General features: G+C 55.1%; 15 protein-coding genes. 12 read left to right on the forward strand and 3 right to left on the reverse strand.

The window, feature by feature from the left end; translation table 11 throughout:
- The first annotated feature begins 79 nt into the window (after window positions 1–79).
- From hslV to rraA, 4 genes are all read left to right on the forward strand, one after another.
- Window positions 80–610, forward strand: coding sequence for an ATP-dependent protease subunit HslV (hslV, locus tag Q3V30_RS20580; RefSeq protein WP_147200319.1), 531 nt, complete (start codon window positions 80–82; stop codon window positions 608–610).
- A gap of 11 nt (window positions 611–621) precedes the next feature.
- Window positions 622–1,953: an ATP-dependent protease ATPase subunit HslU gene (gene hslU, locus Q3V30_RS20585; protein WP_306208973.1), complete on the forward strand. Its 1,332-nt coding sequence runs from the start codon at window positions 622–624 to the stop codon at window positions 1,951–1,953.
- Window positions 1,954–2,117: 164 nt separating this feature from the next.
- Window positions 2,118–3,047 (forward strand): 1,4-dihydroxy-2-naphthoate polyprenyltransferase, encoded by a 930-nt coding sequence (locus tag Q3V30_RS20590; RefSeq protein ID WP_306208975.1) that lies wholly within the window; start codon window positions 2,118–2,120, stop codon window positions 3,045–3,047.
- A 107-nt stretch (window positions 3,048–3,154) separates the two neighbouring features.
- Window positions 3,155–3,640: a ribonuclease E activity regulator RraA gene (gene rraA, locus Q3V30_RS20595; RefSeq protein ID WP_306208977.1), complete on the forward strand. Its 486-nt coding sequence runs from the start codon at window positions 3,155–3,157 to the stop codon at window positions 3,638–3,640.
- Between the two features lie 39 nt (window positions 3,641–3,679).
- Here the strand turns inward: rraA and zapB are convergent, their stop codons facing one another.
- Complete coding sequence (zapB, locus tag Q3V30_RS20600; protein WP_158782239.1) at window positions 3,680–3,919, reverse strand: cell division protein ZapB; 240 nt, start codon at window positions 3,917–3,919, stop codon at window positions 3,680–3,682.
- 450 nt (window positions 3,920–4,369) lie between these two features.
- On the opposite strand from zapB, the gene Q3V30_RS20605 reads away from it, so the two are divergent.
- The 3 genes from Q3V30_RS20605 (at window position 4,370) to glpX (ending at window position 7,878) form a co-directional block, all read left to right on the forward strand.
- On the forward strand, window positions 4,370–5,218 hold the full coding sequence (locus Q3V30_RS20605) for an MIP/aquaporin family protein (protein WP_306208979.1): 849 nt from the start codon (window positions 4,370–4,372) through the stop codon (window positions 5,216–5,218).
- A gap of 32 nt (window positions 5,219–5,250) precedes the next feature.
- On the forward strand, window positions 5,251–6,765 hold the full coding sequence (glpK, locus tag Q3V30_RS20610; RefSeq protein WP_306208981.1) for a glycerol kinase GlpK: 1,515 nt from the start codon (window positions 5,251–5,253) through the stop codon (window positions 6,763–6,765).
- A gap of 102 nt (window positions 6,766–6,867) precedes the next feature.
- Entirely contained in the window at window positions 6,868–7,878 is a 1,011-nt protein-coding gene (gene glpX, locus Q3V30_RS20615) for a class II fructose-bisphosphatase (protein WP_306208984.1), read from the forward strand.
- 172 nt (window positions 7,879–8,050) lie between these two features.
- Here the strand turns inward: glpX and emrD are convergent, their stop codons facing one another.
- Window positions 8,051–9,229: a multidrug efflux MFS transporter EmrD gene (emrD, locus tag Q3V30_RS20620; RefSeq protein WP_306208986.1), complete on the reverse strand. Its 1,179-nt coding sequence runs from the start codon at window positions 9,227–9,229 to the stop codon at window positions 8,051–8,053.
- A 290-nt stretch (window positions 9,230–9,519) separates the two neighbouring features.
- Here emrD and fpr point away from each other — a divergent pair, with 290 nt between their 5' ends.
- On the forward strand, window positions 9,520–10,266 hold the full coding sequence (gene fpr / locus Q3V30_RS20625; RefSeq protein WP_306208988.1) for a ferredoxin--NADP(+) reductase: 747 nt from the start codon (window positions 9,520–9,522) through the stop codon (window positions 10,264–10,266).
- A gap of 102 nt (window positions 10,267–10,368) precedes the next feature.
- Here the strand turns inward: fpr and Q3V30_RS20630 are convergent, their stop codons facing one another.
- Complete coding sequence (locus Q3V30_RS20630) at window positions 10,369–10,812, reverse strand: DUF805 domain-containing protein (RefSeq protein ID WP_306208990.1); 444 nt, start codon at window positions 10,810–10,812, stop codon at window positions 10,369–10,371.
- A 91-nt stretch (window positions 10,813–10,903) separates the two neighbouring features.
- Between Q3V30_RS20630 and Q3V30_RS20635 the strand changes: the two genes are divergently transcribed.
- From Q3V30_RS20635 to Q3V30_RS20650, 4 genes are all read left to right on the forward strand, one after another.
- Complete coding sequence (locus Q3V30_RS20635) at window positions 10,904–11,497, forward strand: DUF1454 family protein (protein WP_306208992.1); 594 nt, start codon at window positions 10,904–10,906, stop codon at window positions 11,495–11,497.
- Between the two features lie 119 nt (window positions 11,498–11,616).
- Window positions 11,617–12,384, forward strand: a complete 768-nt coding sequence (gene tpiA, locus Q3V30_RS20640; protein WP_306208994.1) for a triose-phosphate isomerase — start codon at window positions 11,617–11,619, stop codon at window positions 12,382–12,384.
- Between the two features lie 437 nt (window positions 12,385–12,821).
- Window positions 12,822–14,438 (forward strand): malate dehydrogenase (quinone), encoded by a 1,617-nt coding sequence (mqo, locus tag Q3V30_RS20645; RefSeq protein WP_306208996.1) that lies wholly within the window; start codon window positions 12,822–12,824, stop codon window positions 14,436–14,438.
- 120 nt (window positions 14,439–14,558) lie between these two features.
- Window positions 14,559–16,940 carry a phosphoketolase family protein gene (locus tag Q3V30_RS20650; RefSeq protein ID WP_306208998.1) on the forward strand — a complete coding sequence of 794 codons (2,382 nt, stop codon included), beginning with the start codon at window positions 14,559–14,561 and terminating at the stop codon, window positions 16,938–16,940.
- The last annotated feature ends 35 nt before the right edge of the window (window positions 16,941–16,975 follow it).

Raw genomic sequence — 16,975 nt, forward strand, 5'->3', positions numbered from 1 at the left:
GCTGCCCCATATCTGATTGCATCAATGCCCCGCAGGTGGACTGCGGGGATATCTACTGACTGCAACAAGGGGTCTGCCCGTGACAACAATTGTAAGTGTACGACGCAACGGCCAGGTAGTAATTGGCGGTGATGGCCAGGCTACCCTCGGCAACACCGTAATGAAGGGCAACGTCAAAAAAGTGCGTCGTCTCTATAATGACAAAGTCATTGCCGGTTTTGCTGGCGGGACTGCAGATGCCTTTACGCTGTTTGAACTTTTCGAACGCAAGCTGGAAATGCATCAGGGTCATCTGGTGAAAGCCGCCGTGGAGCTGGCGAAAGACTGGCGTACGGACCGTATGCTGCGCAAGCTGGAAGCGCTGCTGGCGGTTGCTGATGAAAACGCCTCTCTGATTATTACCGGGAATGGCGACGTCATTCAGCCGGAAAACGATTTAATTGCCATTGGTTCCGGTGGTCCTTACGCACAGGCAGCCGCCCGGGCGCTGTTGGAAAACACCGAGATCGGCGCACGCGACATCGTTGAAAAAGCGCTGGGTATTGCAGGCGACATCTGCATCTATACCAACCACAATCTCACCATCGAAGAATTACCGTCTAAAGCGTAAGGATCCCAATTATGTCCGAAATGACTCCGCGCGAGATCGTCAGCGAGCTGAACCGTTTTATTATTGGCCAGGATAATGCCAAGCGTGCGGTGGCGATCGCCCTGCGCAACCGCTGGCGCCGTATGCAGCTTGATGAAGAGCTGCGTCACGAAGTGACGCCGAAAAATATTTTGATGATTGGCCCAACCGGCGTGGGTAAAACTGAAATTGCCCGCCGCCTGGCAAAACTGGCCAATGCGCCGTTTATTAAAGTGGAAGCGACCAAGTTCACGGAAGTGGGCTACGTGGGGAAAGAGGTGGATTCCATCATCCGCGATCTTACCGACTCTGCGCTGAAAATGGTCCGTTCACAGGCTATTGAAAAAAACCGCTACCGTGCCGAAGAGATGGCAGAAGAGCGTATTCTGGATGTGCTGATCCCGCCTGCCAAGAACAACTGGGGCCAGCCTGAAGAAACGGCTGAGCCCTCTGCCGCGCGTCAGTCTTTCCGCAAAAAATTGCGCGAAGGCCAGCTGGACGAGAAAGAGATTGAGATCGATCTGGCCGCCTCATCGATGGGCGTAGAGATCATGTCTCCGCCGGGTATGGAAGAGATGACCAGCCAGCTGCAGTCGATGTTCCAGAACCTGGGCAACCAGAAGCAGAAGCCGCGTAAGCTGAAAATCAAAGACGCGATGAAGCTGCTGATTGAAGAAGAAGCGGCCAAGCTGGTTAATCCGGAAGAGCTGAAACAGGAAGCTATCGACGCGGTTGAGCAGCACGGTATCGTCTTTATTGATGAGATCGATAAAGTCTGTAAGCGCGGTGAGAGTTCCGGCCCGGATGTGTCGCGCGAAGGCGTTCAGCGTGACCTGCTGCCACTGGTTGAAGGCTGCACCGTCTCCACCAAGCACGGCATGGTGAAAACCGATCACATCCTGTTTATCGCCTCGGGCGCGTTCCAGGTCGCCAGCCCTTCAGACCTGATCCCGGAGCTGCAGGGTCGTCTGCCAATCCGCGTTGAGCTTCAGGCGCTGACCACCCATGACTTCGAGCGCATCCTGACCGAGCCAAGCGCCTCCGTTACCGTGCAGTACAAAGCGTTAATGAAAACCGAAGGCGTGGATATCAGCTTTACCGAAGATGGTATCAGCAAAATTGCCGCCGCCGCCTGGCAGGTGAATGAGACCGCTGAAAATATCGGTGCCCGCCGTCTGCACACGGTGCTGGAGCGGCTGATGGAAGATATTTCCTATGATGCCAGCGACCTGAACGGCCAGTCCTTCACCATTGATGCAGAGTATGTTGGCAAGCATCTGGATGAGCTGGTTGCTGATGAAGATCTGAGCCGCTTTATTCTGTAAGGCGCGTTGCAGAACAGCAAGAAGGAGGCTGCGGCCTCCTTTTTTTACGCCTGAATTTCCTCCCCGCTGGCCACTATTGTTGACGTGGAATAACTCTCCGGCCTGAAACGGACGCTACTATAGCGTCACGATATGCATCCCCTTCAGCAAAGGCCCCAGCGGTTATGACGGACAATCTGCATTCTCTTACTGCCCTTACCCCTTCCCGTGCCTGGCTTGAGAGCCTGCGCCTGCGTACGCTGCCGCTGGCCTGTGCCTCGGTGATCACCGGCTCTTCGCTCGCCTGGTGGCAGGGAGATTTTAATCCCGGCACCGCTGCCCTGGCTTTGCTCACCACCGCGCTGCTGCAAATTCTCTCTAACCTGGCAAACGATTATGGCGACGCGATCAAAGGCAGCGACACGCCTGACCGGCTTGGCCCGTTACGCGGCATGCAGAAAGGCGCCATCACTCAGCAGCAGATGCGCATTGCCCTGATTTTTAACGTGATCCTCACGATCGTAGCGGGCGTGATGCTGATCCTCCGGGCCTGCCGCTCAGTTAACGATATAGCAGGGTTTATCGGCCTGGGCGCGGTCGCAATTGTCGCCGCCATCGCCTATACCGTTGGCAAAAAACCTTATGGCTATCTCGGGCTGGGGGATGCTTCCGTGCTGATCTTCTTTGGCTGGCTGGGCGTAACCGGGAGTTATTATCTTCAGGCGCATAACCTGCCGCTGATGCTGTTTTTGCCCGCTACCGCCTGCGGGCTGATGGCTGTGGCGGTGCTCAACGTCAATAATATGCGCGATATCGACAGCGATCGGCAAAACGGAAAATATACGCTGGCCGTGCGTTTAGGCGCGATCAATGCCAGACGCTACCACTCTCTGCTGCTGGCGGGCGCACTGCTCTGCTGTGCCCTGTTTGCCATGATGAGTTCGCTGAATTCTGCCGGCTGGCTGTTTCTGCTGGCCGCGCCGCTGCTGCTCAGGCATCGCCGCTACATTATGCAGCAAACCTCCCCCGTCGCCATGCACCCGATGCTGGAGAAAACGGTTAAATCTGCCCTGCTGCTTAACCTGCTTTTTTCGCTTGGCCTGCTGCTCAATTAAGTGCGATGTGTTTGACTCATCGCAACTTTTAACAATTGATGATTTTGCCAACAGCGGCGAGAAAGCGATATACTTAAGGTTCCTGTGGCAAACAGACGAAACCCCTTATGAAATATGATACTTCTGAACTCTGCGACATTTACCATGAAGATGTGAATGTCGTTGAACCGCTCTTTTCAAACTTCGGTGGCCGTACCTCGTTTGGCGGGCAAATCATCACGGTAAAATGTTTCGAGGACAACGGGCTGTTGTACGATCTGCTGGAGGAGAACGGTCGCGGTCGCGTGCTGCTGGTGGATGGTGGAGGATCGGTCCGTCGTGCCCTGATCGATGCGGCACTGGCCAGAGTGGCGATGCAGAACGAGTGGGAAGGCATTGTAGTTTACGGTTCCGTACGTCAGGTTGACGATCTGGAAGAGCTGGATATTGGTATTCAGGCCATTGCCGCTATTCCGGTCGGCGCTGCGGGCGAAGGCATTGGCGAAAGCGACATCCGCGTCAATTTTGGTGGCGTCACCTTTTTCTCCGGCGACCATCTCTATGCCGATAACACCGGCATCATCCTTTCTGAAGATCCACTGGATATCGAATAAAAAAACGGGTGCCGCTGGCACCCGTTTCTCATCAGAGGTTTAAACCTCTTCCATTTTTCCCAGCAGCGCACGCAGACGCTCCTGCCAGACATGCTGCTCTTCTTTCAGGTGCTGATTTTCACGCACCAGAGAATCACTGTTTCCCGCAGCCTGTTGAACCTGCTGATTCAGATTGTTGTTCTGCTCTTTCAGCTCTTCAATTTCCATCTGCAGCAGCGTGATGGTATCAATCGCCTGCTGTACTTTCGCTTCCAGTTTCTCAAACACTTCAAATGACATTATAAATAACCTCTTCTAATCGCAACCCGTTGATATTGCCAGCCGCAGATCATGAAGGGGTAAACCGGCATTCCACGGATAACAACGATTATCCGATTGTAAGTAGAGCAGCCCGCCAAGTCCAGCGGCGAACCCACACAGGGTGCAGTCTGTAACAATTTTCAGCATAGACCTGGTATGCGTAACATTAGCCACTTAAAAAGTAAGGTTATGGTTAATGGTTTTCGACAAAAACCTGCTTAAACGAAAAGTGAAATGGTGTTTCATGAAAGCAAAAAGGCGCGAAAACGCTCATTTTTATGACACAGCACACAACTTTTGATTTCGCTATTTCTCGTTTATGCTCGTTAACGATAAATTTACATCAGCCCTACATTAGATTTGGGCGGCTCACGGAATGAGAAAAAAAGCGCACTACAACATTTAACCTCGCCTTCAGGAAATGTCATCATGAGTCAGACTGCAACAAGCACGCTCAAAGGGCAGTGCATCGCCGAATTCCTCGGTGTCGCCACCATTATTTTCTTTGGTGCCGGCTGTGTCGCCGCTATGAAACTGGCAGGCGCAAGTTTTGGACAGTGGGAAATCAGTATCGTCTGGGGTATTGCCGTTGCAATGGCAATTTATCTCAGCGCCGCCATCTCTGGTGCGCATCTTAACCCGGCAGTAACGCTTGCGCTCTGCCTGTTTGCCAACTTCGATGGCCGTAAAGTGGTGCCCTATATCCTTGCTCAGGTAGCCGGAGCATTCTGCTCTGCAGCGTTGGTGTATGGCCTCTACTACAACCTGTTCCTGGATTATGAACAGTCCCATCAGATGGTCCGTGGCACGGTAGAGAGCCTCGACCTGGCCGGAATTTTCTCCACCTATCCTAATCCGCATATCAGCGTTGGCCAGGCTTTCATCGTTGAAGCGGTGATCACCGCCGTGATGATGGGCCTGATTATGGCGCTGACCGACGACGGTAACGGCCTGCCTCGTGGCCCGATGGCCCCTCTGCTGATTGGCCTGCTGATTGCGATTATCGGCGGGGCTATGGGTCCACTGACCGGCTTTGCTCTTAACCCGGCCCGTGATTTCGGACCAAAGCTCTTTGCCTGGCTGGCAGGCTGGGGTAACGTCGCCTTTACCGGTGGCCGTGATATCCCTTATTTCCTCGTGCCGATCTTTGGCCCGATTGTTGGTGCCAGCGTGGGTGCATTTGGCTACCGCACTCTGATAGCCCGTAATCTGCCTGGTGCCACCGTTGTAAAGAAAGATGAGAAGACGATAGCGCGTGCTGAGCAGCGCAAAGCGTAAGTGTTAACCCTTTTCACCATCAGGAATGAATTATGACCACAGAAAAAAAATATATCGTCGCGCTCGACCAGGGGACTACCAGCTCTCGTGCAGTAATCCTGGACCATGATTCCAACATCGTGGCGGTCTCCCAGCGCGAATTTCAGCAAATTTATCCTAAAGCTGGCTGGGTTGAGCATGACCCGATGGATATCTGGGCCTCGCAAAGCTCCACACTGGTAGAAGTGCTGGCGCATGCCGATATTCGCTCTGATGAGATTGCCGCTATTGGTATCACCAACCAGCGTGAAACGGCCATTGTCTGGGATAAAGAGACCGGCAAACCGATTTATAACGCTATCGTCTGGCAGGATCCACGCACCGCTGACTACTGTGCGAAGCTGAAAAGAGAAGGTCTGGAGGAGTATATCCAGCACACCACCGGTCTGGTCATCAACCCCTACTTCTCCGGCACCAAGGTTAAGTGGATCCTGGATCATGTTGAAGGCTCTCGTGAACGCGCGAAACGCGGTGAACTGCTGTTCGGTACCGTCGACTCCTGGCTGGTATGGAAAATGACGCAGGGACGGGTGCACATCACCGACTACACCAACGCCTCACGTACCATGATGTTCAACATCCACAAGCTGGAGTGGGATCAGCGTATGCTGGATATCCTGGATATCCCGCGTGAAATGCTGCCAGAAGTGAAATCCTCTTCAGAAGTGTACGGTCAGACTAACATTGGTGGTAAAGGCGGTACGCGTATTCCTATCGCCGGGATTGCTGGTGACCAGCAGGCTGCGCTCTATGGCCAGCTCTGCGTGGAGCCTGGCATGGCGAAGAACACTTACGGCACCGGTTGCTTTATGTTGATGAACACCGGCACCGAAGCGGTCACCTCCACCAACGGCCTGCTGACCACCATTGCCTGTGGTCCACGTGGTGAAGTGAACTATGCGCTGGAAGGTGCGGTGTTTATCGGCGGCGCCTCTATTCAGTGGCTGCGTGATGAAATGAAGCTGATCGGTGATGCTACCGACTCCGAATATTTCGCCAGCAAAGTGAAAGACAGCAACGGCGTCTACATGGTTCCTGCTTTCACCGGTCTGGGCGCGCCCTACTGGGACCCCTATGCGCGTGGCGCCATCTTCGGCCTGACGCGCGGCGCAAATGCTAACCACATTATTCGCGCAACGCTGGAGTCCATTGCTTTCCAGACGCGTGACGTGCTGGAAGCGATGCAGATTGATGCAAACACTCGCCTGCAATCCCTGCGTGTGGATGGCGGCGCGGTAGCGAACAACTTCCTGATGCAGTTCCAGTCCGATATCCTGGGCGCGCGCGTTGAGCGTCCGGAAGTGCTGGAAGTAACCGCGCTGGGTTCCGCCTATCTGGCGGGCCTTGCGGTCGGCTTCTGGAACGATCTGGATGAAGTTCGTGCTAAAGCGGTCATTGAGCGCGAATTCCGTCCGAGCATTGAAACCACCGAGCGTAATTATCGTTACGCAGGCTGGAAGAAAGCGGTTTCCCGTGCCAAAGCATGGGAAGATCAGGACGATTCGTAACGCCGTAACAGCGCCCGCGGTCATCTGACCGCGGGCTTTTCCCCCTCTCTCTTCTCCCCGCTGTGATAAACTTTCCGCCTCACTTCTTCTCCGGGGCCAATCATGAAACGAGAACTTGCCATTGAATTTTCACGCGTAACGGAAGCCGCTGCTCTGGCAGGCTACAAGTGGCTGGGACGCGGTGATAAAAATGCTGCTGACGGCGGCGCCGTCCATGCTATGCGCATCATGCTGAATAATGTGGATATTGACGGCGAGATCGTTATTGGCGAAGGGGAGATTGATGAAGCCCCGATGCTCTATATCGGCGAAAAGGTTGGCAGCGGCAAAGGCGATGCCGTGGATATCGCAGTCGATCCGATTGAAGGCACGCGAATGACCGCCATGGGCCAGGCGAACGCGCTGGCTGTGCTGGCAGTAGGCGATAAAGGCACCTTCCTGAACGCGCCCGATATGTATATGGAGAAACTGATCGTCGGGCCTGACGCTAAAGGCGCTATCGATCTGGCGTTATCCCTGGAAGAGAACCTGAAACGCGTGGCGCAGGCGCTGCAAAAGCCTCTTTCAGAGCTGACTGTTTCCCTGCTGGCAAAACCGCGCCATGACGCGGTCATCGCTGAGTTACAGCAGCTCGGCGTACGGATATTTGCTTTTCCCGATGGTGACGTGGCCGCCTCGATCCTGACCTGCATGCCGGACAGCGAAGTTGACGTGCTCTATGGCATTGGCGGCGCGCCGGAAGGCGTGATCTCGGCCGCGGTGATCCGCGCAATGGATGGCGATATGCAGGGTCGTCTGCTGGCGCGTTATGAAGTAAAAGGGGATACGCCGGAGAACCGCTTACTGGGCGAGCAGGAGCTGAAGCGCTGTCAGGAGATGGGTATTGAAGCCGGTAAGATTTTACAGCTCGGCGACATGGCGCGGAACGATAACGTGATCTTTGCCGCCACCGGCATCACCAGCGGTGATTTGCTGAAAGGCATCACGCGTAAAGGCAATATCGCTACCACGGAAACGTTGCTGGTACGCGGTAAATCACGCACTATTCGCCGCATTCAGTCGATTCACTATCTCGACAGAAAAGACAAAAATCTGCATCCGTTTATTCTGTAATCCCTGCCGTGGCTTTGCAAGAATGCCGCCGGTTGCGTCCGGCTGAAGCGTTCAGGCTCTGCGTGAAGTCGGACAACTTATCAGGGCCAATGCTTTTCGGCCCTGAGCCGGGCTGAACATCACCCCTCTTTCGCTCCGCTTCCGGGCGCTTCCATCCCGATGATGTTCTCTTTCAGACAGCATGTGGCTCAGGACGGCGCGACAGCGGCAGCCAGCAGAGCAGGATCAGCAGCGCCATCGCAAACATCAGCATCCCCAGGCTGAACTGTCCTGTCTGCGGCAGCAGCGCTGAAAGCCATGCAGCCAGGCCTGACCCCAGGTTCTGCAACCCACCCAGCAGAGCGCCCGCCGTGCCGGCCATATAGGGCCACGGCTCCATCGCACCGGTAGTCGCCAGCGGGAACAGCATCCCCGCGCCAAAGAAGAAGAGCGCCGCAGGCACCACCAGCGTCCAGATGGTCATCACGCCAAACCAGGCGGGGATCCACATCAGCGCGCCCGCTAACAGACAGCTGTTAACCGACCACCACATCAGCTGCTGGAAAGGCCGGTTTTCCCGTCCGGCAAACCAGGCACCAAAAAAAGCGGCGGGAATGGGCAAAATAAACAGCAGGCTGACGGTAAGGCTGTTCAGCCCCAGTACGCCACCCATCAACACGCCACAGCTCGCCTCAAATACGGCAATGCCGCCCAGCGCCCCCATCAGCATAATCAGATAGCGGATAAAGGTGCTGTCGGCCAGCAGCGGACGATAGCGGGAAAACAGAGCGCGCTTTTCAGCGGGAGCAGGCCGCGTTTCTGGCAGCCAGCGCAGCATAGCGACGCCCACGCAGCCACAGAGCAGCAGCAGGAAAGCAAAGCAGGCCTGCCAGCCGAACAGATGGGTCAGCAGCGCGCCAATCACCGGGGCAACCAGCGGGCTTACCAGAATGCCCATATTCAGCAGGCTGTTCGCCAGCCGCAATGCGCCGCCGGCATAGAGGTCACGCGGCATCGTTCGCGCCATTACCCCAGCCACACCGGTACCCAGGCCCTGGATTGCGCTTCCCAGTACCAGCTGGTTAAAGTCAGGCGCAAACAGCGCAATTACCGTGCCCAAACAGAAGATGCTTAGCCCGGCCAGAATAACCGGACGGCGGCCAATGTTATCGGAGAGCGGCCCGTATAACAGCTGCGAACCGCCATAAGTCATCAGATAGGCCGCCATCACCCGCTGCACGGCACCTTCGCGGACGTTGAAGACCTCAGCAATGGCGGTCATCGCAGGGACATAAATGGTTTGCGCCATCTGCCCGACGGCCACCAGCGCAATCAGCATCACCAGCAGATGCCCGTTTTCTAATTTTTTCATTTTTATTCAGCACGATTATCGGCGCTATCCGCAAAATTCAGGGATAACGCACGAAGAAGAGGATCTTATGGCGTGGAAAATATCAGGATTCGATGACAAAGCGAGTGGCGCACCGAAAAATCACTGACCGCATACTGTCAGTGAAAGCGGGCACACCGTAAATCAATCTGTACGTTATAGTGACAAGGGACAGTTTGTCGATACGAGCTTTGTGCCGCAGAGAGACTGGAAAAGCTGACGCCGAGTGGCGAAGATAGCGTCAGGCCCCCACCCCGAGAAAGGAGATGTTTATGGCCGAATGGGTTAACGCCAGGATCAAAGAGGTGAATGACTGGACTGAGAGCTTGTTCAGCCTCGTCGTCACCGCCCCTATCGACCCGTTTACCGCTGGTCAGTTTGCCAAGCTGGCTCTGGAGATTGACGGCGAACGCGTGCAGCGTGCCTATTCTTACGTGAATGCGCCCAGCGACGCTAATCTGGAGTTCTATCTGGTTACCGTGCCGGAAGGCAAGCTCAGCCCGCGGCTGCATGCGTTGAAACCGGGTGAAGAGGTGATGATCACCAAAGAAGCCTCCGGATTCTTTGTACTGGATGAAATTCCTGACTGTAAAACGTTATGGATGCTGGCTACCGGCACCGCCATTGGTCCCTATCTGTCGATTTTGCAGGAAGGAAAAGGGCTGGAGCGTTTTGACAATATCGTGCTGGTGCATGCCGCGCGTTACGCGCAGGATCTGAGCTATCTGCCGCTGATGCAGCAGCTTCAGCAGCGCTACAACGGTCAGCTGCGCATTCAGACCGTTGTCAGCCGGGAAGAGATTGTCGGTTCACTGACCGGTCGTGTGCCGGCTCTGATTGCCAGTGGTGAGCTTGAAGCGGCCGTAGGGTTGCCAATGCAGGCTGAGAGCAGCCATATCATGCTCTGTGGGAACCCGCAGATGGTGAGGGATACGCAGCAGCTGCTGAAAGAGACCCGCGACATGCGTAAGCACCTCAAGCGCAAGCCAGGACATATGACCGCCGAGCATTACTGGTAAGCAGCGGCCTGCATGGAAAGCTGAACAGCATGGGTAATCGGATGTCCCGCTTACAAGCAGGGTATGGCTGGTTTTCCGGCAGTTTGCGTCTGACCGTAGAGGTTACTGGTAATCAGGCAGCTTGCGGCCAAAATAGTTGACCGGGCTGGGCGCTCTGCCAAAGCGGTTCATGCCCTGGGTACCGCTGAAGGTGCCCAGTTCAAGGGTCATCGTGACCAGAATCAGCGTGGGGATAAAACGATCAAGCGCCCACTGCCAGTGCTGCGGCAGCATCTCCCAATCCCTTGCCAGCATCATCCAGGCGACCAGCAGCAGCAGCGCCCACCAGGCGCTTTTATTACGGTCGTGCAGACGCTTGACCACCACTGCGCTGGTGGGCAGAAGCAGGAAAACCACAAGGAATGCCGCCGTCTGGCGACTTATCCAGCCCCGAGCTGCCAGGGTGTAGAGCACGACCATCAGAGCCAGCCATACGGTCAGCCAGACCCAGAAATCGCGCCGCCTCAGACGGCCTCGCCAGGAAAAACACCACGCTTGTAAGGTCATTTTTTATCCCTCAGAACAGCGTCAGGCTTTGACTTTGCCGGTCATTGTCCGTTCTAATCTTGAGCTGAATTTTAAGGTTAGGGCAGACGGAATGAATAAAGCGATTTTTCTGGGCATCACGGCACTGTTCACGCTGACAACAGCCCAGGCGGAGAATGCCCCCGCTGCGCAGGATCGTACCGAACACCTGCCTGCCGCGCCCTATCTTCAGGCAGGAGCGCCTGTCTTTGATATGACTATCGGCCAGTTCCGCGAAAAGTATAATGCTATCAATCCCACGTTACAGATTGCTGAATATCGCGCTATCGATAACCGTGGGGATAAAAGTAATTTGACCCGCGCCGCCAGCAAGATCAATGAAAATCTCTACGCTTCCACCGCACTGGAGCAGGGAACCGGGAAGATCAAAACCTTACAGATAACCTGGCTGCCGGTGCCTGGCCCGGAGGAGAAAGCGGCACGGGACAGAGCGCTGGCTTATATGGCCGCCATGACGCGCTTTTTTGAGCCCACGCTCAATGAAGAACAGAGCCTGAAGCGGCTTAACGACGTGCTGAACAAGGGCAAAGGATCGCGCTATTTCACCCAGGATGAAGGCGCGGTGCGCTACATCGTGGCGGACAATGGCGACAAGGGACTGACCTTTGCCATAGAGCCGATTAAATTAGCGATGGCGGCCAACTGACCCCCAGCAAAGATGACGAAAAGCAAAGCCTTTAGGGGTTTTGATCTCTATACTGTCTGGCAGACAACACTGCTCCGGCAGGGTAATTTAACAGCATCGCGCTAAGCGTGGAGGATATAATGCGACATCCGTTAGTCATGGGTAACTGGAAACTGAACGGCAGCAAAACGATGGTCAACGAACTGATTGTCGGCCTGCGTAACGAGCTGAGCAGCGTTGACGGCTGCGGCGTAGCCATTGCCCCTCCGGTGATGTATCTGGACCTGGCAAAACATGCCGCCTCCGGTAGCCACATTGCGCTTGGCGCACAGAACGTTGATGTGAACCTGTCCGGCGCCTTTACCGGCGAAGTCTCTGCCGACATGCTGAAAGATATCGGCGCGCAGTACATCATCATCGGCCACTCTGAACGTCGCACTTACCATAAAGAGAGCGATGAGCTGATTGCCAAAAAATTTGCCGTGCTGAAGGCCGCAGGCCTGATCCCGGTGCTCTGCATCGGTGAAACCGAAGCGGAAAACGAAGCAGGCAAAACGGAAGAAGTGTGCGCACGTCAGATCGATGCCGTGCTGAACACGCAGGGCGCAGAGGCGTTCAACGGCGTGGTTGTGGCTTATGAGCCAGTCTGGGCTATCGGTACCGGTAAATCCGCTACCCCTGCGCAGGCTCAGGCAGTGCACAAATTTATCCGTGACCACATCGCGAAGAAAGATGCGACCGTGGCTGCCCAGGTGATCATTCAGTACGGCGGTTCTGTTAACGACAAGAATGCGGCAGAATTGTTTGCTCAGCCAGACATCGATGGTGCGCTGGTTGGCGGCGCGTCACTGAAAGCCGATGCTTTCGCAGTGATTGTTAAAGCTGCAGCAGCAGCGAAAAAAGCCTGACGATCTCTCTCCTGCGCTGGCAGCAGCGCAGGAGTTTTCCCTGTTTTAATCCTGCTCCCTCTCTCCAGTCTTTTCTTGTTCACCGCCCTGTCCCAAATCTGCGTTCTCCACTGCCACAATGACTCAAGCTAAGTCTTTGATTATAAATTAACCTTTCAAAAAACCCGCATTTGTTAACGCCCGGATGTCACCCCCGCTATCAATGTTACTAATTTCGTTTGATTTTTCATTCTCATTTTTAATCTTTAAACAATTTTTTAAATGACTCGTAACAATGGTATATTTCTGTCGTGCCATAGGATTTCAGTATGTTCGTTTTATGGCAGGTTACCGAAAATTGCCCCTGGAACAACGAGACAGCGGAACGCGCTCCTCAGAAGCCGTGTCTGTTTCCCTGCTTAACTTGTTAAGAAATCAACGCCCGGAGATGTCGCCTCATGCGAAAAACTGCTGCACTCCAGTCTGTCTGCACTAAAAAGATGGGTTTTGCTGAATCGGCCACGGCCGCAGAATACAACGACGTCGATCTGTTACTGATCGGCGGCGGCATTATGAGCGCCACGCTCGGCACCTATTTACAGGAGCTGGAGCCGGAGTGGCGTATTGGTATGGTGGAACGCCTGGAGAGCCCTGCCGAAGAGAGCTCTGACGGCTGGAACAATGCGGGCACGGGTCACTCTGCGCTGGCAGAAATGAACTATACCCCGGAAAAAGAAGACGGCTCGGTTGAGATCAAAAAGGCCGTGGAGATTAATGAGTCCTTCCAGATCTCCCGCCAGTTTTGGGCACATCAGGTTCGTAAAGGGGTTCTGACTAACCCGCGCAGTTTCATCAACAGCGTCCCGCACATGAGCTTTGTCTGGGGCGACGATAATGTAGCCTTCCTGAAAAAACGTTACCAGGCGTTGCAAAAAAGCAGTCTGTTCCGCGGCATGGAATATTCAGAAGACCCTGAGCTGATCAGAGAATGGGTGCCGCTGATGATGGAAGGCCGTGAGCAAACCGATCGCGTCGCCGCCACGCGCATCTCAAGCGGGACTGACGTTAATTTCGGCGAAATCACCTGCCAGCTGGTGGCATCGTTGCAGAAAAGCCCTAACTTCAGGCTGCAAACCCGCCATGAGGTGCGCGACATCAGGCGCAATAGCGATGAGAGCTGGAGCGTGACGGTGGCCGACCTGAACAACAAGGGCCAGCAAAAAACGCTTCGTGCGCGCTACGTCTTTATTGGCGCAGGCGGTGCGGGTCTCACGCTGCTGCAAAAATCGGGCATTCCTGAAGTCAAAGACTATGCGGGTTTCCCGGTAGGTGGCGAGTTTCTGGTTTCCGACAATCCCGAGGTGGTGAAGCGTCATCTGGCGAAAGTGTATGGTAAAGCCTCCGTAGGCGCGCCGCCGATGTCTGTGCCGCACCTGGATACCCGTATGCTGGACGGCAAGCAGACGCTGCTGTTTGGCCCGTTTGCCACTTTCTCTACCAAATTTCTTAAGCAGGGTTCGCTGTGGGATATGTTTGGCTCGCTGACTTCCTCTAACCTGCTGCCGATGATGCAGGTTGGCCTGAATAATTTTAGTCTGGTGAAATATCTGATTGGTCAGGTCATGCTGACCGATGAAGATCGCCTGAAAGCGCTGCAGGACTATTTCCCGGAAGCAAGGAAGGAAGACTGGCGCCGCGTGAAGGCGGGCCAGCGTGTGCAGATCATCAAGAAAGAAGCGGGTAAAGGCGGCGTGCTGAAGCTGGGCACTGAAGTCGTCACCTCGCAGGATGGTACGCTCTCGGCTTTGCTGGGTGCCTCGCCAGGCGCTTCAACCGCCGCACCTATTATGATCGAGCTGATGAGCAAAGTTTTCCATGACCGCTTTTCCTCGTTTGAATGGCAGTCAAAGCTGAAAGCGATGATCCCATCTTATGGCCAGAAGCTGAATGGCAACGTGGCGGCGACGGAAAAAGAGATGGCAGAAACCAGCCGCATTCTGCAGCTGGAGTACACGCCTGCCTCGGCCGCCAATGACGAAGCTGCAGAAGCTGACGCAGCGGTAGTTGGCAAGTAACCTCTCCTTCCGATCTCAGGGCGGATAAATTCCGCCCTTTTTTTACCTTCTCACTTTCCTCCTGCCCGATCGGCGCAAGCGTCTATGCTTTTAGCTGACCCCTATTAAAGGAGAAGCAGGATGGACACGTCTTTACCTCAGCCGATAACTGATAACGAACTCTCTCTGCTGGACCGCTACTGGCGAGCAGCGAACTATCTGTCGGTGGGGCAGATCTATCTGATGGATAACCCGCTTCTCAGAGAGCCTCTGCTGCCACAGCACATCAAACCCCGACTGTTGGGCCACTGGGGAACCACCCCCGGACTGAATTTTATCTACGCGCACCTCAACCGCATTATCCGCCAGCGCGACCTGAATCTGCTCTATATCTGCGGTCCGGGACACGGCGGGCCAGGCATGGTTGCCAATACCTGGCTTGAAGGCACCTACAGCGAAATCTATCCAGATATCAGTGGTGATGCGCAGGGCATGCGCAAACTGTTTAAGCAGTTCTCTTTCCCCGGCGGGATCCCCAGCCATGCCGCGCCCGAGACGCCAGGCTCCATCAATGAAGGTGGTGAACTGGGCTACTCTCTGGTGCATGCATTCGGCGCGGTTTTTGATAATCCCGAGCTGATTGTTCCCTGCATTATCGGTGATGGCGAAGCGGAAACGGGACCGCTGGCCTCAAGCTGGCACGGCACTAAATTCCTCAATGCCGCCCGTGATGGTGCGGTCCTCCCCATTCTGCATCTCAATGGCTATAAAATTGCCAACCCCACTCTGCTGGGTCGTTCCAGTGATGAGGATCTGCAACAGCTGTTTACTGGCTACGGTTACGAGCCGCTGTTTGTGGAGGGAGATGACCCGCACCAGATGCATCGCGATATGGCGGCCGCCTTCGATAAAGCGTTCGACCGTATCCGTCAGTTGCAGCAGGAAGCACGAGGTAATGAGGCCGCCGCCCCTGTCCCACGCTGGCCAATGATTATCCTGCGCAGCCCCAAAGGCTGGACGGGGCCGAAATCGGTAGATGGTAAAAAAGTTGAAGGGTTCTGGCGAGCTCACCAGGTACCGGTTTCATCATGCCGTGAAGATGAAAACCACCGCCAGATCCTGGAATCCTGGCTGAGAAGCTATCGCCCCGATGACCTGTTTGATACCGAAGGAAAGCTGAAACCTGAACTTCAGGCGCTGGCGCCTGAAGGCGATAAAAGGATGGGAGCCACGCCCTATGCTAACGGCGGGCGGCTGCGGCAGGAACTTAACGTGCCCGATATCCGCCAGTTTGCCGTTGAGGTTGCCAGCCCCGGCGGCAGCCAGGATCAGTCCACCGCGGTGCTCGCCAGCTATCTCAGCGAGATATTTCGCAGCAATCCCGACAACTTCCGCCTGTTTGGGCCAGACGAGACCGCATCAAACCGCCTGGGCCGGGTCTTTGATGTCACCAACCGTACCTGGATGGAGAAGATTGAGGCTTATGATGAGCAGCTTTCGCCAGATGGCCGCGTTATGGAGATCCTCAGCGAGCACCAGTGCCAGGGCTGGCTGGAGGGCTATCTGCTGACCGGCAGGCACGGCCTGTTTACCTGTTACGAAGCCTTTATCCACATTGTGGATTCGATGTTCAACCAGCACGCCAAATGGCTGAAAGTGTCGCGTAAGCTGCCATGGCGTAAACCTATCTCTTCACTGAACTATCTGCTCTCTTCACACGTCTGGCGTCAGGATCACAACGGTTACAGCCATCAGGATCCCGGCTTTATCGATCATGTTGCCAACAAGAAAGCGGATATTGTCCGTATTTATCTGCCGCCTGATGCCAATACCTTACTGTGGGTAGGCGATCACTGCCTGCGAACCTGGGATCGGATCAACGTGATCATCGCCGGTAAGCAGCCCGAGCCGCAGTGGCTGACCATGGAACAGGCTGTAGAGCATTGCGAAAAGGGAATGGGCATCTGGCCCTGGGCCGGGAATGAGCAACCGGGCAGCTCACCGGATGTGGTCATGGCCTGCGCAGGCGATGTACCGACGCTGGAAACAATGGCCGCAGTAGATTTGCTTCGTCAGTGGCTGCCGGAGCTGAAAGTCAGGGTAGTAAATGTGGTCGATTTACTGGCGCTGCAAACCAGAGAGCAGCATCCACATGGCCTGGAAGATGGGGCGTTCGATGAGATATTTACCGCCGACAAACCGGTGGTATTCGCTTTCCACGGCTATCCAGCCCTGATCCACCGGCTGACTTACCAGCGAAACAATCATCGTAATTTCCATGTGAAAGGTTTCAATGAGGAAGGCACCACCACCACGCCGTTTGATATGACCGTGCTTAACGAACTGGACCGTTACCATCTGGCGCAGGAGGCGATTATGCGCGTGCCGGGGCTGGCGGAGAAGGCCTCAGAGGTGCTGGATAAACTCCAGGAAAAACTGGCTGAGCATCATCGCTGGGTTCGTGAGCAGGGGGAAGACTTGCCGGAAGTGCTGAACTGGGTCTGGCCCGCCAGCGCGCGTTAACCCTCACCCTGTGGGCGACCAGCCGGTCGCCCACA

Source organism: Erwinia pyri, from assembly GCF_030758455.1.
GTDB classification, from domain to species: Bacteria; Pseudomonadota; Gammaproteobacteria; order Enterobacterales; family Enterobacteriaceae; genus Erwinia; species Erwinia pyri.